This is a genomic window from Arthrobacter sp. EM1 (assembly GCF_029964055.1).
GTDB lineage: Bacteria > Actinomycetota > Actinomycetes > Actinomycetales > Micrococcaceae > Arthrobacter.
The window spans coordinates 2,060,127-2,077,534 of record NZ_CP124836.1 but is presented as its reverse complement, the minus strand read 5'-3'; the positions used below and the strand labels follow the sequence as shown (position 1 = coordinate 2,077,534).

15 protein-coding genes, 2 tRNA genes and 1 riboswitch are annotated in these 17,408 nt (G+C 67.1%); of the genes, 16 read left to right on the top strand and 1 reads right to left on the bottom strand.

Going from position 1 to position 17,408, the window contains the following annotated elements:
• Positions 1-287 precede the first annotated feature (287 nt).
• The 13 genes from QI450_RS09540 (at position 288) to QI450_RS09480 (ending at position 13,870) form a co-directional block, all read left to right on the top strand.
• Entirely contained in the window at positions 288-3,527 is a 3,240-nt protein-coding gene (locus QI450_RS09540) for an Rne/Rng family ribonuclease (RefSeq protein WP_226774573.1), read from the top strand.
• A gap of 104 nt (positions 3,528-3,631) precedes the next feature.
• Positions 3,632-3,729: riboswitch (TPP riboswitch) on the top strand.
• The gene (locus QI450_RS09535) at positions 3,721-5,322 is read left to right on the top strand and encodes a bifunctional hydroxymethylpyrimidine kinase/phosphomethylpyrimidine kinase (RefSeq protein WP_226774572.1); all 1,602 of its coding nucleotides are present in this window, start codon (positions 3,721-3,723) and stop codon (positions 5,320-5,322) included. Its footprint overlaps the riboswitch before it by 9 nt.
• A 354-nt stretch (positions 5,323-5,676) precedes the next feature.
• The gene (rplU, locus tag QI450_RS09530) at positions 5,677-5,985 is read left to right on the top strand and encodes a 50S ribosomal protein L21 (RefSeq protein WP_226774594.1); all 309 of its coding nucleotides are present in this window, start codon (positions 5,677-5,679) and stop codon (positions 5,983-5,985) included.
• 61 nt (positions 5,986-6,046) lie between these two features.
• Positions 6,047-6,310 (top strand): 50S ribosomal protein L27, encoded by a 264-nt coding sequence (rpmA, locus tag QI450_RS09525; protein WP_069952019.1) that lies wholly within the window; start codon positions 6,047-6,049, stop codon positions 6,308-6,310.
• Between the two features lie 119 nt (positions 6,311-6,429).
• Positions 6,430-8,016, top strand: coding sequence for a GTPase ObgE (obgE, locus tag QI450_RS09520; protein ID WP_226774571.1), 1,587 nt, complete (start codon positions 6,430-6,432; stop codon positions 8,014-8,016).
• Between the two features lie 10 nt (positions 8,017-8,026).
• Complete coding sequence (gene proB / locus QI450_RS09515; RefSeq protein WP_226774570.1) at positions 8,027-9,178, top strand: glutamate 5-kinase; 1,152 nt, start codon at positions 8,027-8,029, stop codon at positions 9,176-9,178.
• Positions 9,179-9,204: 26 nt separating this feature from the next.
• Positions 9,205-10,554: a glutamate-5-semialdehyde dehydrogenase gene (locus QI450_RS09510; RefSeq protein WP_226774569.1), complete on the top strand. Its 1,350-nt coding sequence runs from the start codon at positions 9,205-9,207 to the stop codon at positions 10,552-10,554.
• 80 nt (positions 10,555-10,634) lie between these two features.
• Positions 10,635-10,874 (top strand): hypothetical protein, encoded by a 240-nt coding sequence (locus tag QI450_RS09505; protein ID WP_226774568.1) that lies wholly within the window; start codon positions 10,635-10,637, stop codon positions 10,872-10,874.
• A gap of 13 nt (positions 10,875-10,887) precedes the next feature.
• Positions 10,888-11,574 (top strand): nicotinate-nucleotide adenylyltransferase, encoded by a 687-nt coding sequence (gene nadD / locus QI450_RS09500; RefSeq protein ID WP_226774567.1) that lies wholly within the window; start codon positions 10,888-10,890, stop codon positions 11,572-11,574.
• Positions 11,575-11,581: 7 nt separating this feature from the next.
• Positions 11,582-12,865, top strand: a complete 1,284-nt coding sequence (locus QI450_RS09495) for a hypothetical protein (RefSeq protein ID WP_226774566.1) — start codon at positions 11,582-11,584, stop codon at positions 12,863-12,865.
• 117 nt (positions 12,866-12,982) lie between these two features.
• Entirely contained in the window at positions 12,983-13,384 is a 402-nt protein-coding gene (rsfS, locus tag QI450_RS09490; RefSeq protein ID WP_226774565.1) for a ribosome silencing factor, read from the top strand.
• Between the two features lie 140 nt (positions 13,385-13,524).
• Positions 13,525-13,597: transfer RNA gene (locus QI450_RS09485), tRNA-Ala, on the top strand.
• Between the two features lie 200 nt (positions 13,598-13,797).
• A tRNA-Ala gene (locus QI450_RS09480) sits at positions 13,798-13,870 on the top strand.
• Between the two features lie 125 nt (positions 13,871-13,995).
• Here QI450_RS09480 and QI450_RS09475 read toward each other — a convergent pair.
• Entirely contained in the window at positions 13,996-14,382 is a 387-nt protein-coding gene (locus QI450_RS09475) for a hypothetical protein (protein ID WP_226774593.1), read from the bottom strand.
• Positions 14,383-14,574: 192 nt separating this feature from the next.
• Between QI450_RS09475 and QI450_RS09470 the strand changes: the two genes are divergently transcribed.
• The 3 genes from QI450_RS09470 to QI450_RS09460 are packed head-to-tail and all read left to right on the top strand — an operon-like array spanning position 14,575 to position 17,335.
• Positions 14,575-14,928 (top strand): zinc ribbon domain-containing protein YjdM, encoded by a 354-nt coding sequence (locus QI450_RS09470; protein WP_226774564.1) that lies wholly within the window; start codon positions 14,575-14,577, stop codon positions 14,926-14,928.
• Positions 14,929-14,934: 6 nt separating this feature from the next.
• The gene (locus QI450_RS09465; RefSeq protein ID WP_282467995.1) at positions 14,935-16,110 is read left to right on the top strand and encodes an FAD-dependent oxidoreductase; all 1,176 of its coding nucleotides are present in this window, start codon (positions 14,935-14,937) and stop codon (positions 16,108-16,110) included.
• A gap of 40 nt (positions 16,111-16,150) precedes the next feature.
• Positions 16,151-17,335: a class I SAM-dependent methyltransferase gene (locus QI450_RS09460; protein ID WP_226774562.1), complete on the top strand. Its 1,185-nt coding sequence runs from the start codon at positions 16,151-16,153 to the stop codon at positions 17,333-17,335.
• Positions 17,336-17,408: the final 73 nt, after the last annotated feature.

The window sequence follows — 17,408 nt, the reverse complement described above, 5'->3', positions numbered from 1 at the left end:
TCCCGGTCCGGCGATTTTGTTCCCAAGACCGCCAATGATGAGCAGGGAGCCACGGATCCTCTGATCCAGGCTGTCCCGCAATGCCATTGGACGGCACCTGGTTGTGGTGTGTAGATCAACGGGTTTCAGAGCAATTCCGCCGGCTCTCCAGGGCTGCCGCACCCCACTGCCGGTGCGAACCTGAGGGTATTCAATTGACTTCTGTCAATGCCCGCGGGTGTTGACAAATATTTGCCCCAACGGGTGCCGGATGTGGCGGCATGTCAGGGGCAGGAGTGTCGCCATATATGGATAATGACCAGGTTGTAACAGGCAACGAAGACGTGCTGGCCGCAAGTGCCGGGGCAGCTGATGAATCAGCGGCCGCGTCACCGCCGAAACGGCCCGTCCGGACCCGCCGCAAGACCCTTCCCAAAAGCGGTACAGGCGCCGCGGAGACCGTCGCGGACACCGCGGTCCCCGCGGAGGTGCCGGACGCTCCGGCCGCCGAAACCAAGGCCCCCGCCCGCCGCTCACGTGCCCGCAAGGTAGCCGAGCCGGCCGAATCCGTTCCTGCTGCGGACCCGGCACAGACCCCGGACGTTCCCTCTGATGTCCCTGCCGGAATGACAGCCGCAGCCGAGGCCGCCGACGCCCCGGCCGAAAAGCCCGTCCGTCGCCGCGCCAGCCGCGCCAAGGCCAAGGCCCCGGCCGCAGGGACCGCAGCTGACGGGGCCGCCAGTGCGGAACCGGAAGCCGCCGCCACGGAAACCGCAGGCGTTACCGCCGCCGCCAGCCCGGTCGCGGATGAAACTGCCGCCGAGGCCCCGGCAGCAGCCCCAGCCGCCCCGACAGCTGAAAGCCCGGCAACTGAAAGCCCGGCTGCTGAAGCCCCGGCGGAAGCCTCGGCTGCCGCTTCGCTGTTCATGGAGCCGGGAGCGGTCACCTCGATGATCTTCCAGGCACCCGACCTGGCCGCCGCGGCCCGCCCTGTCCCGGCCCCGGCTGCCGCCGCAGCGGAAGCTGACGACGACGACGACGAAGAAGGCGAGAGCGAGGACGCCGGAAGCCGCCGCCGTCGCCGCAGCCGCGGTCGCCGCGGCCGCAGCAGCCGTGGAGCTGAGAGCGAACCGGGTTCCGAAGACGAATCCGACGACGCGGATGACGCTGAAGAAGGCACTGGCGAGCAGCTCGAAGACGGCGTGACCTCCCGCCGCCGTCGCCGCCGCCGTCGCGGCGAGCAGGATCTGGAACTGACCGGCGGGGAGGACGACGACCCGCCCAACACGGTGACGCGCGTCCGCGCGCCGCGCACAGCCAGCGAGGCTCCGGTGAACAACCGTGTCACCTCGCTCAAGGGCTCCACCCGCCTGGAGGCGAAAAAGCAGCGCCGCCGCGAATCCCGCGATACCGGACGCCGCCGCACCGTCATCACCGAGGCCGAGTTCCTGGCCCGGCGCGAATCGGTGGACCGCCAAATGATCGTCCGCCAGCGCGATGACAGAATCCAGATCGGCGTCCTCGAGGACGGCGTGCTGGCCGAGCACTTTGTCTCGAAGACCCAGCAGGATTCCCTGATCGGCAACGTCTACCTGGGCAAGGTCCAGAACGTACTGCCGTCGATGGAAGCCGCCTTCGTCGACATCGGACGCGGCCGCAACGCCGTGCTGTACGCCGGCGAGGTCAATTGGGAGTCCGTCAACCTCGAGGGCAAGCAGCGCCGGATCGAGAACGCGCTGAAGTCCGGCGACTCCGTGCTGGTCCAGGTCACCAAGGATCCCGTCGGGCACAAGGGCGCCCGCCTCACAAGCCAGATCTCGCTGCCCGGCCGCTACCTCGTCTACGTACCCGGCGGTTCCATGACCGGAATCTCGCGCAAGCTGCCCGACGTCGAACGCAACCGCCTCAAGCGGATCCTCAAGGACCGCCTGCCCGAGGATGCTGGCGTTATTGTGCGCACCGCCGCGGAGGGTGCGTCCGAGGAAGAACTCACGCACGACATCAACCGGCTCCGTGCCCAGTGGGAAGGGATCGAGGGCCAGTCGAGCTCAACTAAGATCCTTGCCCCCGAACTGCTCTACGGCGAACCCGATCTGACCATCAAGGTAGTCCGTGATGTCTTCAACGAGGACTTCTCCAAGCTGATCGTCTCCGGTGAGGAAGCGTGGGACACCATCGAGGCCTACGTCACCTACGTAGCCCCCGACCTTGTCGGCCGGCTGGAGAAATGGACCAAGGACTCGGACATCTTCGGTGCCTGGCGCATCGACGAGCAGATCCACAAAGCACTGGACCGCAAGGTTTTCCTGCCCTCCGGCGGCTCGCTCGTAATCGACCGCACCGAAGCCATGACAGTGGTGGACGTCAACACCGGCAAGTTCACCGGCAGCGGCGGCAACCTTGAGGAAACCGTCACCAAAAACAACCTCGAAGCGGCCGAAGAAGTTGTCCGGCAGCTCCGGCTCCGCGACATCGGCGGCATTATCGTGATCGACTTCATCGACATGGTGCTTGAATCGAACCGGGACCTGGTACTGCGCCGCATGGTGGAGTGCCTGGGCCGGGACCGGACCAAACACCAGGTCGCGGAGGTGACTTCGCTGGGCCTCGTGCAGATGACGCGGAAGCGGATGGGTACCGGGCTGCTGGAAGTTTTCGGCGAACAGTGCGAGGCCTGCGCCGGCCGCGGCATTGTGACCCACGACGAGCCGGTGGAGCACCGCCGCGCCAACGTCGTTGCCGCCGAGCATCACATTCCCCGTGCGGAGCAGCCTGCCCCCCCGCGGACCGAACGCAAGAGCCGCCGCCGCGGACGGGGCGGCCAGGGCACGGACGAACAGTCGGTGCCGGCCGCAGCGCACCCCGAGCCCACCGACGCCGAACGCCATGCCAAGGCCGAGGCGACCCGCCACGCGCTGGCGAATATCGCTGCGGCGGCGCATGCTGCCCATCTGCATGACGATGAAGCGGCCACGGGAGTCGACGCCGGGGTCCGCCAGGCCGCTGTTGAGGCAGCCGTCGAGCTGGCCGCAACGGAGGAGGCTGCCGGACGTCCCGGCGCCGTGCTGACCTTCGGCGGCGAACAAGTCGCACTGCCGTTTGTGGAGCATGCCGACGAGTCGGGTGCGCCCGCGCTGACCATGGACCTGCTGACCGAGGCTTTCGCCCAGCTGGGTGACAGCGGGGAAGTCTCCGCGGCGGATCCCGCTGCACCGGCTGCGAAGGCGGCCGCAGCCCGGACTGCACCGGCGGCTCCGGCGCGTGCCGGCGGAACCGGCCCGGGCCGCGCCCAGGCGCCAGGCTCCCAGACGGAGGCGGCCCCCGAGGCCGGCGCCTCCCGTGCCCGCCGCGGACGGCGCAACCGCAGCGCCAGCCGCGCGCAGGGAGCAGCCAACGAAACCTCGGTAGAGCAGCGCCGGGCGGCGCCGCAGGCTGCCGTTTCGGTACACGAGGCAAAGGCCCCGGCAGCAGCAACAACGCCGGCGGCCAAACCGGCCACAAACGAACCGATTATCCTCGGCGTCGGCGTTCCGGCCTCGGAACTCTAACCCCAAGAAAGTTCGGGAAGGCCGCGGGTGCGGTCCGGGCCGCGTAGCAATACGCCAGGTTCGGGCCGTGCCCGCGACTTCGTTAAAGGATGCGGCTAGGCTTGGTCCCTGACACGGGGTGCCGCGCATCGAGCCGGCTGAGATCCAGACCCGTTGAACCTGTCCGGTTAGCACCGGCGAAGGGATGTCTCCCATGACCGCCGCCTCCCCGTTTCTTCCCGCTGTCCCCGCAGCCCCGGCATCCCGGATCCCGCGGGTGCTCACGATCGCAGGCTCGGACCCCTCCGGCGGTGCCGGGATCCAGGCGGACCTGAAGAGCATTGCCGCGCATGGCGGCTACGGCATGGCCGCCATCACCGCCCTGACCGCACAGAACACACGCGGCGTCAGCGCCATCCACGTCCCGCCGGCAGATTTCCTGACCGCCCAGCTTGACGCGGTCAGCGCCGACATCCGGATCGACGCCGTCAAGATCGGGATGCTGGGGGACGCCGCCGTGATCGACGCCGTCCGGACCTGGCTGGCGAAGGTCAGGCCCGCCATTGTGGTGCTGGACCCCGTGATGGTGGCCACAAGCGGTGACCGGCTGCTGCAGGCGCCCGCCGAATCGGCGCTGCAAGAACTGCTGCCCTACGCGGACCTGATCACGCCGAACCTCGCCGAACTCGCGATTCTGCTCAACGAACCCGTCGCCGGCAACTGGGCTGCGGCGCTGGAACAGGGCAAGCGGCTTGCCGCCGGCACCGGCACGACCGTCCTGGTGAAGGGCGGCCACCTCGACGGCACCGGCGCTGCGGGCGGAGCCGGCGAGCACGGCGACGGCTGCCCGGACGCGCTCGTCAACACCTGCGGGGTCCTGGCCCGGCACGTCATAGTAGTACCGGGGGAGCGGGTCCGCACCAGCAACAGCCACGGAACGGGATGCTCACTGTCCGCGGCGATGGCGACCGTGCAGGCCCGGGTCGGGGACTGGGAGGCCGCCTTGCGGGAAGTTAAGCCGTGGCTGGAAGGGGCGCTGCGCACCTCGGCGGACCTCGACGTCGGCAGCGGCAACGGCCCGGTCCATCACTTCCACCATGTCCAGCATCAGACCGCCCATCACGGTACGGGTGCCGGCGGCGGCGAACTGCACCGGGTCCCTGCCGCGGGTGAATTCGCCCGTGGGCTGCGGGAAACCGCTGCTGCCGACCTCGAGGCCATCTACGGCCTGGACTTCATCACGGCCCTGGCGGACGGGTCCTTGCCGGAGCAGGACTTCGCGTACTACCTCGGACAGGACGCCCTGTACCTGAACGGCTATTCGCGGGTCCTCTCCCGGGCCGCCGCGATCGCACCCACGGAAGACGAACAGCTCTTCTGGACCCGCTCCGCACAGAATTGCCTCAGCGTCGAAGCCGAACTGCACCGGACCTGGCTGCGCGGACGCACGGCGGAGCGGACGCTCGGACCGGTCACCAAGTCCTACGTAGACCACCTTCTGGCCGCCTCGGTCACCGGGAGCTACGGAGTGCTGATCGCTGCGGTACTGCCGTGCTTCTGGCTCTATGCCGAGGTGGGACAGGCACTGCACAACCGGTTCCTCGCCGCGGGTGCGCCGCAATCGCACCCCTACGCCGCGTGGCTGCGCACCTACGCCGATCCGGAGTTCGCCGACGCCACCCGGCAGGCCATCGCCCACACCGACACCGCAGCCCGGGCGGCCTCACCCGGCGAACGGGACGCCATGACCGTGGCCTTCCGGCAGTCCGCCCGCTACGAAGTGGACTTCTTCGACGCGCCGCGCGTGCACGCCTGAGCCGCGGGACAGCAGGGAGCCTGTACGATAGGGAGGCGCGGTTCCGGAAGTCGTTGCGGCTACGTCCTGTCCATACAGGGTGTCACCTATCACGTACCTCCCTTCGGAACCAGCCTCATTTGCGGCCGAAGGCAAAATTAGCGTAGTCTAGATCTTCGGTGCTTACGCCAACACTTGGGTTATGACCTTGAGGACGCTCCACTTGATTTCAGGTGCGAATGTCCACGGGATAGCTCATGGGTTCCCCCGGGGAACCCACCGGCGTAGAGGCACAGCGTGAGCCGGACCATCAACTTTGGACCCAGGTTCCGCACGCAAATCTAGTAATAAACGTCGAGAGAAGTGAGTTCCCCAGTGGTGTACGCGATTGTCCGCGCAGGCGGCCGGCAAGAGAAGGTTTCCGTTGGAGACTTCGTTACCCTGAACCGCGTCCCCGGTGGAGCCGGCAGCACCTTTGAGTTGCCCGCACTGCTCCTGGTAGACGGTGACAAGGTCATGTCTGCTGCTTCGGACCTGGCCAAGGTAAAGGTTACGGCTGAGATCCTTGAGGACCTTCGCGGTCCCAAGATCGTCATCCAGAAGTTCAAGAACAAGACCGGTTACAAAAAGCGCCAGGGTCACCGTCAGGAATTGACCAAGGTCAAGATCACCGGTATCAAGTAACTACTCGTTACTGTTCAGGTTTTCAGCAGATTCCCCAGAATTTTAAGGCAGGCATTTCCAAATGGCACATAAAAAAGGCGCGAGTTCCACTCGCAACGGTCGTGACTCGAACGCCCAGTACCTCGGCGTCAAGCGCTTCGGCGGTCAGGTAGTTTCCGCAGGCGAGATCATCGTCCGCCAGCGTGGAACCCACTTCCACCCGGGCGCCGGCGTCGGCCGCGGCGGCGACGACACCCTGTTCGCCCTGGCTCCCGGAGCCGTCGAGTTCGGCACCCGCCGCGGTCGTCGCGTTGTGAACATTGTGGCTGCAGCAGCTGCAGAGTAGTACCTACGTTTTAAATCGGTGGGGCGGGCCATTAGGTCCGCTCCACCGGTGTTTTAACCGCATTACAATCATCCTGAGCGTCTTTGCACGCTTACGGGAACAGCACTGAGGAGATCCACGTGGCGAGCTTTGTAGACCGGGTAGTACTGCACGTATCCGGCGGTACCGGCGGCCACGGCTGTGTCTCCGTTCACCGCGAGAAGTTCAAGCCGCTCGGCGGTCCCGACGGCGGCAACGGCGGCAACGGCGGCGACGTTATCCTGCGCGTGGACCCCCAGACCACGACCCTGCTCGATTACCACCACGCCCCGCACCGCCACGCCACCAACGGCGGACCCGGTATGGGCGACTGGCGCGCCGGCAAGCACGGCGAAACCCTGATCCTCCCGGTTCCCGAGGGCACCGTGGTCAAGTCCAAGGACGGCAGGGTCCTCGCAGACCTGGTCGGTGAGGGTTCCGAATACATCGCCGCGGCCGGCGGCATCGGTGGACTGGGCAACGCTTCGCTCTCCTCGCAGAAACGCCGCGCCCCGGGATTCGCCCTGCTCGGCATCGAAGGCGAATCCAGTGACGTTGTCCTGGAACTGAAATCCATCGCCGATATTGCCTTGGTCGGGTTCCCCTCCGCCGGCAAGTCCAGCCTGATTGCCGCGATGTCTGCCGCCCGGCCCAAAATCGCCGACTACCCGTTCACCACCCTGATCCCGAACCTCGGTGTGGTCCAGGCCGGCGAGGTGCGCTTCACCATCGCCGACGTCCCCGGCCTGATCGAAGGCGCCAGCGAAGGCAAGGGCCTCGGCCACCACTTCCTGCGCCACGTTGAGCGTTGCGCCGCCCTGGTGCATGTGCTCGACTGCGGCACGCTCGAATCAGACCGCGATCCGCTCTCGGACCTCGCCGTCATCGAAGCCGAGCTGGACAAATACGCGGTGGACATGAGCTATGCCGGTTCCGACGGTGAAGTTGTTCCGCTGAACCAGCGCCCGCGCCTGATCGCCCTGAACAAGGTCGACCTCCCGGACGGCAAGGACATGGCAGAATTTGTCCGCCCCGAACTCGAATCCCGCGGCTTCAAGGTCTTCGAAATTTCGGCGACCAGCCACGAAGGTCTCCGCCAGCTTGGCTTCGCGATGGGCGAGATCGTCCAGGCTGCCCGCGACGCCATTGCTGCCGCGCCGCCGAAGGTCCACGCCCCGGTACTCAAACCTCGCGCCGTCAACGAGTCCGGCTTCAAAATCCGCCGCGAGGAGAAGAACCTGGAGCCGCTGTTCCGCGTCCTCGGCGACAAGCCCGTGCGCTGGGTCAAGCAGACCGACTTCACCAACGAGGAGGCTATCGGCTACCTTGCTGACCGACTGGCTAAGCTCGGCGTAGAAAACGAGCTGTTCAAACAGGGCGCCACCCCGGGCGACATGGTGGTCATCGGTGAAGACGACGGCGTCGTCTTCGACTGGGAGCCGACCATGATGGCCGGCGCCGAACTGTTGGCAGCACCCCGCGGAACCGACGTGCGCTTTGCCGATATCGGCGACCGCCCCACCCGTGGCCAAAAGCGCGATGAACAGGTGGAGCGCCGCGAGGCCAAGGCTGCGGCCCGCGCCGAGCTCGAAGCCGAGCGCAAAGCCGGCATCTGGACTGAATCCGTCAGCGGCCGCCGGCCCAAGCCGCTTAAGGAAAGCGCCCTTGACACCGAGAATGAGGAGTGAGCCTTAACACGTGAGCGACAAGTCCGCAGTTGTCATCGAGGAACCCAAAACCAACGACCGCAGGCTGCTCGCCCGGGCTCGCCGCATTGTGGTCAAGGTGGGTTCGTCGTCGCTCACCAGTATCAAGGGCGGAATCTCCGAGGACGCGCTGATCGAACTGTCGAACGCGCTGGCGGCCAAAAGCAATAGCGGCACCGAAATCATCCTGGTGTCTTCGGGAGCGATCTCCGCGGGGCTCGCGCCGCTGGGCCTGACGAAGCGTCCCCGGGACCTCGCCACCCAGCAGGCCGCCGCCAGCGTGGGCCAGGGGCTGCTGATGGCCCGTTACACGCACGCCTTTGGTGCCCACGGGATTACCGTCAGCCAGGTGCTCCTGACCGCAGATGACCTGATGCGGCGCAGTCACCACATGAATGCGTTCCGGGCGCTGAACCGTTTGCTGAACCTGGGCGTTGTGCCGGTTGTCAACGAAAATGACACGGTGGCCACGCACAAGATCCGTTTCGGCGACAACGACCGCTTGTCCGCCCTGGTGGCGCACCTGGTCCGGGCCGATGCCCTGCTGTTGCTCTCCGACGTCGATGCCCTCTACGACGGCCCGCCCGCCAAAGGTGCCAAGCGTATTCCCCGGGTCGACGGCCCCGCGGACCTGGAGGACGTCACCATCGGCTCGCCCGGCAAGGCGGGGGTCGGAACAGGCGGAATGCAGACCAAAGTCGAAGCCGCCACGATGGCCGCGGATTCCGGTATCCCCGCGCTGGTCACCTCCACGGCAAACGCTGCCGCCGCACTGGCCGGGGAGGACGTCGGCACCTTGTTCACTGTCAACAGCGGACGCAAGTCCGTGCGGATGATGTGGCTGGCCCACCTCGCCCATGTGCAGGGCCGGCTGATCCTCGACGACGGCGCCGTCACAGCCGTCCGCGACCACCACACCTCCCTGCTTCCGGCCGGCGTCACGGCCGTGGAAGGGACCTTTGAATCCGGCGACGCCGTCGAGATGGTTGCAGCGGATGGAACAGTCGTTGCGCGCGGGCTGGTCAACTACTCCTCCGATGAGCTCCCGCAAATGCTGGGCCGTTCCACAGTGGAACTGGGGGAGTCGCTGGGCAGGGGCTTCGACCGGGAGGTCATCCACGTGGATGACCTGGTTCTGGTCTAACCGGGAGCCTCGCCTAGACTGGAATGATGACTGAGGCACTGATTCACGAATCCGCAGCGAATTCCATCGACTCAACCACGGGCTCTTCCGTGCCTGAACCATCCACGCTTTCACCGGCCGACGTCGAGGCCGCCGTCCACGCCATCGCCGACCGTTCCCGTGCCGCAGGCCGCAGGATGTCCCGCGCCAACCGGGCCTGGAAGGACCGGGGGCTGCGCGCCATCGCCGCAGCGCTGTTGGAGCGTCAGGCCGGGGTCCTTGCCGCCAACGCCACGGACGTGGCCGCCGGGAAGGCCAACGGCACCTCCGCGGCGCTGCTGGACCGGCTCACCCTCACCGATGCCCGCATCCAGGGCCTCGCCGCCGCCCTGGAGAACCTCGCCAACCTGCCGGATCCGGTCGGTAACGTGGTGCGCGGCCAGACCCTGCCCAACGGGCTGCGGCTGCGCCAGGTCAACGTCCCGATGGGCGTCGTCGCCGCCATCTACGAGGCGCGTCCCAACGTCACGGTGGACATCGCCGGGCTCGGCCTCAAGAGTGGCAACGCCGTCATCCTGCGCGGCGGCACCGCCGCCGCCGCCACCAACGCAGCGCTCGTTACCGTGCTCCGTGACGCCCTGGAGTCGGTGGGCCTGCCCGCCGACGCAGTGCAAAGCGTTGACCAGTTCGGCCGCGAAGGAGCCAACGCCCTGATGCGTGCACGCGGCCGGGTGGACGTCCTGATTCCCCGCGGCGGCCGGGACCTCATTCAGTCCGTTGTGGCCAACGCCAAGGTTCCCGTGATTGAGACCGGCGAAGGCAATGTGCACATCTTCCTGGACGCCTCCGCGAACGAGGAGATGGCCGTCGAGATCCTGCTGAACTCCAAGACCCAACGGCCCAGCGTCTGCAATACCGTGGAAACCCTGCTGGTCCACTCCGGCTCAACAGCGCTGCCCGCCGTCGCCGCTGCCCTGCGCGACGCCGGCGTTACGCTGCATGCCGACGATCGGATCCGCGCTGCACTGCCCGCCTCGATAGACTCGGTCCCCGCCACGGACGAGGACTGGGCCACCGAATACATGGACCTGGACCTTGCCGTGGCCATGGTCGACAGCGTGGACGACGCCGTCAGGCACATCCGAACCTGGTCCACCGGCCACACCGAGGCCATCCTGACCAATGACCTTGGCAACGCCGAGCGGTTTATTGCCGAGATTGACTCGGCCGCCGTTATTGTCAACGCGTCCACCCGCTTCACCGACGGCGGTGAACTCGGCCTCGGCGCCGAGGTGGGTATATCCACCCAGAAGCTGCACGCCCGCGGACCCATGGGCCTGACGGAACTGACCACCACCAAATGGATCGTCCAGGGCGAGGGCCAGATCAGGTCCTAGCAACGCTGTAACATGGAACAGAAGTCCGGAACGGCGGGGATATCCGCCGTCGTTAAATTGTGAACTCACTAGGGGAGAACATGCTGTCCCAGCAGATCGCCACAATCGTCGCCGCCGTGGGCGGATCAGGCCACGAGGAACTCGCGCCGCTCATCGCACCGCCGATCGTAATTGGCGCCGTGATGTTCGCGCTGCTGATGGTCATGCTGTCGGTCACACTGTCCTACGGCAACCTGGGCAGGCGCCATGCAGCCGTTGAGGAGCACGCGGATCCGCACCGCCAGCACCCGAACAAGCACGATCACAGCCAAGGCCACTAATATTTCCGCCATCGTGACGCAGCGCGGTGCCCGGCGCCGTCTGCGTCTGGGCGTGATGGGCGGTACCTTCGATCCCATCCATCACGGCCACCTTGTTGCCGCCAGCGAGGTGGCAGCCAAGTTCGACTTGGACGAAGTGGTTTTTGTGCCGACCGGCCAGCCGTGGCAGAAGATGAGCAAAAAGGTCAGCGAGGCCGAGCACCGCTACCTCATGACAGTCATCGCCACGGCGTCAAACCCGCGCTTTACCGTCAGCCGGGTGGACGTGGACCGGCCCGGTCCCACGTACACTATCGACACCCTTCGTGACCTCCGAACCCTGCGCCCGGATGCGGACCTGTTTTTTATTACCGGCGCCGACGCCCTGGCGCAGATCTTGTCCTGGAAGGACATTGACGAGCTGTGGTCCCTTGCGCACTTCGTCGGCGTCACCAGGCCCGGACACGTCCTGGACGGAATGGGCCGCAAGGACGTCAGCCTGCTCGAGGTGCCAGCGATGGCAATCTCCTCGACCGATTGCCGCGCCCGGGTAGCTGCAGGAAACCCTGTCTGGTACTTAGTGCCGGACGGTGTAGTGCAGTACATCGCCAAATACGGACTGTACGGCGGCCACCCGGACGTCGGGGACACCTCCGCCGGAAATGGCGCCGCACGCTACGACCGCAGTACCGAGTTAGCCCACCCCGCCAGCATCGAATGAGTTTGCAATGAGTCAGGAACAGCCACCAATCCGCAGCCGTCGCGAACTGCGGCAGGCCAGAGATGAACGCCGGGAGCCCGGTGCCCCCGCTTCCGGCGCGGTTCCCCCTGCCTCGAATAGCCCGGCCTCAGCAAACAAGGACGCCGCAAACAAGGACGCCGCGCGGCCGGACGCCGTTGATCCCGGTGAACCCACCGAAGCGGAAACCACCGGCCGGCGCCGGATTCCCGGCCCGGTCGACTCGGTCAGCAGTTCCCCGGGAACCGAACGGTCCTCGCAGATCCGGGCCCGGGACCGCGCCACCTTGCGAACCATCAAGGAATTAGCCGAGAAGGAAGGCAACCTCGCCGCCGGCGGACCGCCGACGCGTCGCCAGCTGCGGTTGCTGCAGCTGGCCGCCGAGACAGCCCCGGCAACGTCCGCCAATCTGATCGTCCCTGCCTCGCCCCGCACCCGGGTCAGCCCCTCCGCGCCCCCGCCGGGGGCGGAAGCCGACGCGCCGGCCGCGGGTGCGGAAACCGCCGCCCCGGCGGACGAGGAAGCCGTAGCCGGCCCGGGAGCTCCGGGCGCCGTGGGGATGAGCGTGGAACAGGCCCTCGCCGCACGCGAACTCCTCGCCCAGCAGGCGCAGAACCAACTGGCCAAGATGGAACACATCAACGCCGTGGACGCCGATGCCGTGGATCCGCGCGCACTGTCGGAGCAGATCGCCGTGGCCGAACGGGCCGCAGTACTGGGACGCCGTGCCGCCGCGAAGCAGAAGCTGGCCGAGCAGAACAGCGTGCCGGAGCCGGTGCGCAATGATCCGACCACGGCCAATAACCTGGCAATGGTCACACCCCTGGAGTTCGTCCAGGTTCCGGGCGTGGAGCGGCCGGTCCTGAAGCGACCTGCCACCTCACACGTTCCGGTTGTCACCAACCCGGGCCCCCGGGTTGGTGAAAACCGCAAGTCCGGCGGCCACCGCCCCGGTGCATCCCGCCAGCGCAAACCCGGCCCTGCGACCGGTCGTTCCGGGGTGCTTGCCCGCGCCGAGGCCGCTGCCCGTGCTTCGTCCGTGCCGCCGGCAGAATCCCAGCCGGCGGCGGGGGAACCGCCAACGCTCCGGTCCGAGGAGGACTTCGCCGGCGGCTCGCCGGTGGCCGCAAGCGCAGCCTACGGGCTTGAACCCCTGGACGCGGTCACGGCCGGTTTGGGCAGGGCGCGGCGCCTGCGCCTGGTGGTACTGGCCCTGGGGGTGCTGGCACTGATCGCCGGCATCACGCTGATTGTCACTGCCATCTCCGGCTAGCCACCTTTGCTGCGGGCCGCGCGCTTCCGCCCGGTGGCCACCCGCGCAGTTTCAGAACACACGCTTGTTACCCATAACGCTTTTTACCCAACACTTTTGTACCCAATAAGGAGTCCCGTGACTGCAACCGATTCATCCATCGCCTCAGCCCGCCACGCAGCCCGAGCGGCTGCCGAGAAACTCGCTGAGGACATCGTCGCCATGGACGTCAGCGAACGGCTGGCCCTGGCGGATATCTTCCTGATTGCCTCGGCGCCGTCCGAACGCCAGGTTAATGCCATTGTGGACGGCATCGAAGACGAACTCTCCAAATTCGAGCTCAAGCCGATCCGCCGTGAGGGCCGCTCCGGCGGCCGCTGGGTCCTCTTGGACTACGGCAACATCGTTATTCACGTCCAGCACGAGGAAGACCGCGTGTTTTACGCCCTGGAGCGCCTCTGGAAGGACTGCCCCGTTGTGGACCTTCAGCTTGGCGACGACGTTTCCGCGCAGGCAGCGGCGGGCCCCGAAGCGGAGTAACCCGGCATGCAGCTGCGGAATATGCCCGATTTGGAATTTTCCGAAAGACTGTTCTAAGATATTTGAGTTGCTTCGGAGAAATCCGGACGAAGTACGGAGCCCGGAGGCGAAAGCCGGCGGGGTCGGGGCAGCGAAAATTCGGGGCTGTGGCGCAGCTGGTAGCGCACCTGCATGGCATGCAGGGGGTCAGGGGTTCGAGTCCCCTCAGCTCCACCGGATAATCCGTCGGAATCGAAAGATTCCGGCGGATTTTTTTGTGTATGGCGGTTGTCCGGCCCGGGCGTGGAACGTCGGGGTCGGGCCGGTTTCTCCGAGCCGGCTCGCCGATTCGCGTGAACCGGAATTGTGGTTTAAGATAAACAGGTTGCTTCCGGAGAGACGTTCCTTCGCAGGACGGATTTCCCGGCACGTTCGGGGCTGTGGCGCAGCTGGTAGCGCACCTGCATGGCATGCAGGGGGTCAGGGGTTCGAGTCCCCTCAGCTCCACCGAAAAAGGTCCTGCTCAGTGAGCAGGACCTTTTGTCTTTCGGGGAATTTTTTGCGCCCGGAACGGGCTGCCGCCGGCTGCAGTGCACGAACCAGCCGGGACCAGGGCAGGCAGCGGTGCCGGTTTACCGGCCGGCGCGCCGACTCATCCGCCAGGCCCGCCAGGCGCCCGTGGACCACAAGGCCCAGAGCACCAGCAGCGGCTGGAACAGCAGCCGGATCCCGCGGCTGGTGTCCGAGTTGAGGCCAAACGAATCGGTGCCGGTAGCGAACTGGGAGATATTCCCGGGAAAAACGGCGACAAAAAAGGCAGCGACCAGCCAACCGAGGGCAACCCGCCGCCGCCTGATCAGCAGCAGGCCAACGCCCAGGCCGATTTCCACCAGTCCGGACGCAACCACCACAAAGTCCACGTCCAACGGCAACCATGGCGGCACCTGGGCATGGAACGCCTCCCGCGCCCAGCCCAGGTGGCTGACACCGGCCAGCAACAGGAATCCTCCCAGCAGCATCCTGCCTGCAGTCCGGACGCCGGAGCGCAGCCGGGAATCCCCCGGCGCGGGAGGCGAACCCGGTGTTGGGACCGGGCGGTGGGGTTGAACTGGGCTCTGGGCCATGGGGCGCCGCCTTCACTCTGGGGAGCTCAGCTTAGCAATGCCGGCCTTCCCGCGATTCGGCCCGGCACCTCGACTACTGTTGGGGTCGTGAATGAGACCCTGCCGCCGTGCCCGGAATGCTCCAGTGAATACAGCTATGAGATGGGTGCGCTCCTGGTCTGCCCCGAGTGTGCCCACGAATGGTCGCCCGCAGCGGAAGCAGAGACCGGCGGACAGGAACCAGCACCGGTCAAGGATGCCGTTGGCAACGTCCTCTCCGACGGGGACACAGTGACGGTCATTAAGGACCTGAAGATCAAGGGCAGTTCCACCGTCATCAAAGTCGGGACCAAAGTCCGCGGAATCCGGCTGGTCAACGGGGTTGAGGGCCACAACATCGACTGCAAGGTCGACGGCGTCGGACCCATGCAGCTGAAATCCAGTGTCGTCAAGAAAATGTGAGCCGTAATGTCCACAGCGGGTGACGGGACGCTCAGGTCCGCCGACGTGGTTGTTATCGGCGGTGGCCAAGCCGGGCTCTCCGCCGCCTACCACCTGCGCCGCCGCGGCCTGGTCCCGGCCACGGCCCGCCCCGACAACGGAGGAACGGCCGAGGGCGGAGGAACCGGCGGGCCGGCCGGCAGCTACCTTGTCCTCGACGGCGAGGACGGTCCAGGCGGGGCCTGGCGGCACCGCTGGAAGAGCCTGCGGATGTCCACCGTCAACGGCATCAGCGACCTGCCCGGCCGGCCGCAGCCCGCCGTCGACCCGGACGAAGCGAGCTCCAGCTTCCTGCCGAGGTACTTTGGCGGCTACGAACACGAGCTCTCGCTCGCCGTCGAGCGCCCCGTCAAAGTCCGGTCGGTCACCCGGGAGGACGCGGAGCCGAACGGGCGGCTGCGGATCGCCAGCACGGGCGGCGACTGGTCCGCCCGGGCCATCATTAACGCCACCGGTTCCTGGACCCGGCCGTTTTGGCCGATCTACCCTGGACGGGCCACCTTCCAGGGGCGGCAGCTGCACGTTGCGGACTACGTTTCCGCCGAAGAGTTCCGCGGCCGGCATGTGATCGTGGTGGGCGGGGGAATCTCCGCCGTCGGTTTGCTCGACGAGATCTCCCACGTCACCGGGACCAGCTGGTTCACCCGCCGGGAACCGGTCTGGCGGGACACGGACTTTGACCGCCGGGCCGGGCACAACGCCGTCGCGCTGGTGGAAGAACGCGTCCGGCAGGGACTGCCGCCGCAAAGCATCGTCGCGGTGACCGGGTTGCTCTGGACCCCGGCCCTGCGCGCGGCCGCGGACCGCGGTGTCCTGGAGCGCCAGCCCATGTTCACCGGCATCGAGCCCGGGGGAGTGCGGCGGGCAGATGGCAGCTTCCTGGCCGCCGACGTGATTCTCTGGGCCACCGGCTTCCGGGCGGAGCTTGAACACCTCGCCCCGCTGCACCTGCGTGGCCCGGGCGGCGGGATCGCCATGGACGGCACGCAGGTGGCCGCGGAACCACGGGTCCACCTGGTGGGCTACGGTCCGTCCTCGTCCACCATCGGTGCCAACCGGGCGGGCCGGTCCGCGGTGGCAGGCATCCTGCGTTTACTTGGCGGGCAGGATAAATTGGCAGGGGACTTCGTTTACCCGTCCTGAACACTCACTCACCGGACTCACATAAGGCGGCAACTCGCGCGTGGCGGACAACACTCTTGAATCCCTCTTCTCCCGGCTGGGCAGGTCTCCGGATGTGGAGGCGCCCAACCTGCAGGCCTGGGACGCAACGGACCCGCTCCTGCTCGAGGCCGCCGGCGGACTGCTCGCGGACGGGCTGCTGCCTCCGGGCGGACGGCTGGCCATCGTGGGGGACCGGTACGGAGCGTTGACCCTCGGCGCGCTGGCGCTGAACAGGTGGAACACCGGGGAGCCGGGCGCGCTGAATGGCCCGGTCCGTGTGCACCAGGACCTCATCACCGGGGAACGTGCCCTCCGCAACAACGCGGAGAAGCTAGGCGTCGACGGCGGTTTTGAGCAGTTTCCGCTCGGCGCCGGGCTGCTGTCCGGTGCCACCCTGGTGTTGCTCCAGCTGCCCAAGTCGCTGGCTGAGCTCGAGGAGATTGCCGACGCCGTCGCCCGCTACGCCGCGCCCGACGTTGTGCTGCTGGCCGGCGGCCGGGTCAAACACATGAGCCTGGGCATGAACGCCGTGCTGGAGCGTCACTTCGGTGAAGTCCAGCCGCAGCGTGCCCGGCAAAAGTCCCGGATCCTGCTGGCCCGGCGTCCCCGCCCCGCCACCGGGGCCCCGCCGTTCCCCAGCACGGAGGTCAATACCGACCTGGGACTGGCTGTCTGTGCCCGGGGCGCAGTCTTTGCCGGCACCGGGCTGGACATCGGCACCCGGTTCCTGCTGGAGTTCCTGCCCCGGATGCCGGCCGCACGGCACGCCGTCGACCTGGGCTGCGGGACCGGCATCCTCGCCGCCATGTATGCCCGCAGCCACCCCGGTTCCCGGGTCACGGCCACGGACCAGTCCGCCGCCGCCGTCGAGTCCGCCCGAGCCACGGCGCAGGCCAATGGCCTCGGTGACCGGATCACGGCCCTGCAGGACGATGCGATGGGCTCACTCCCGGAGGCCAGCGCGGAGCTAATCCTGCTCAACCCGCCCTTCCACGTCGGTGCGGCGGTGCATCCCGGGGCTGGCATCAAACTGATCGAGGCGGCGGGCCGGGTGCTGGCTCCGGGCGGGGAGCTCTGGACGGTGTTCAACAGCCACCTGCACTACCGGCCCACGCTGCAGCGGCTTATTGGCCCCACCCGCGAGGTCGGAAGAAACCCTAAATTCACCGTGACAGCGAGCATCCGGAAATCCGCTGCAGTGTGAAGCGGGGTGTATGGGCCGCCACCGGAGCTTAACGTACGATTCTGAGATAAGCAGTGCGCAGCCAAAGACGTTT

Excerpts from the sequence above, each read along its gene's own strand:
- QI450_RS09535 (WP_226774572.1), top strand. The coding sequence starts at position 3,721 with ATGACCGCCGCCTCCCCGTTTCTTCCCGCTGTCCCCGCAGCCCCGGCA.
- QI450_RS09475 (WP_226774593.1), bottom strand. The coding sequence starts at position 14,382 with ATGCTGCTGGGAGGATTCCTGTTGCTGGCCGGTGTCAGCCACCTGGGC.
- QI450_RS09495 (WP_226774566.1), top strand. The coding sequence starts at position 11,582 with ATGAGTCAGGAACAGCCACCAATCCGCAGCCGTCGCGAACTGCGGCAG.
- QI450_RS09505 (WP_226774568.1), top strand. The coding sequence starts at position 10,635 with ATGCTGTCCCAGCAGATCGCCACAATCGTCGCCGCCGTGGGCGGATCA.
- QI450_RS09465 (WP_282467995.1), top strand. The coding sequence starts at position 14,935 with ATGTCCACAGCGGGTGACGGGACGCTCAGGTCCGCCGACGTGGTTGTT.
- QI450_RS09540 (WP_226774573.1), top strand. The coding sequence starts at position 288 with ATGGATAATGACCAGGTTGTAACAGGCAACGAAGACGTGCTGGCCGCA.
- rpmA (WP_069952019.1), top strand. The coding sequence starts at position 6,047 with ATGGCACATAAAAAAGGCGCGAGTTCCACTCGCAACGGTCGTGACTCG.
- QI450_RS09510 (WP_226774569.1), top strand. The coding sequence starts at position 9,205 with ATGACTGAGGCACTGATTCACGAATCCGCAGCGAATTCCATCGACTCA.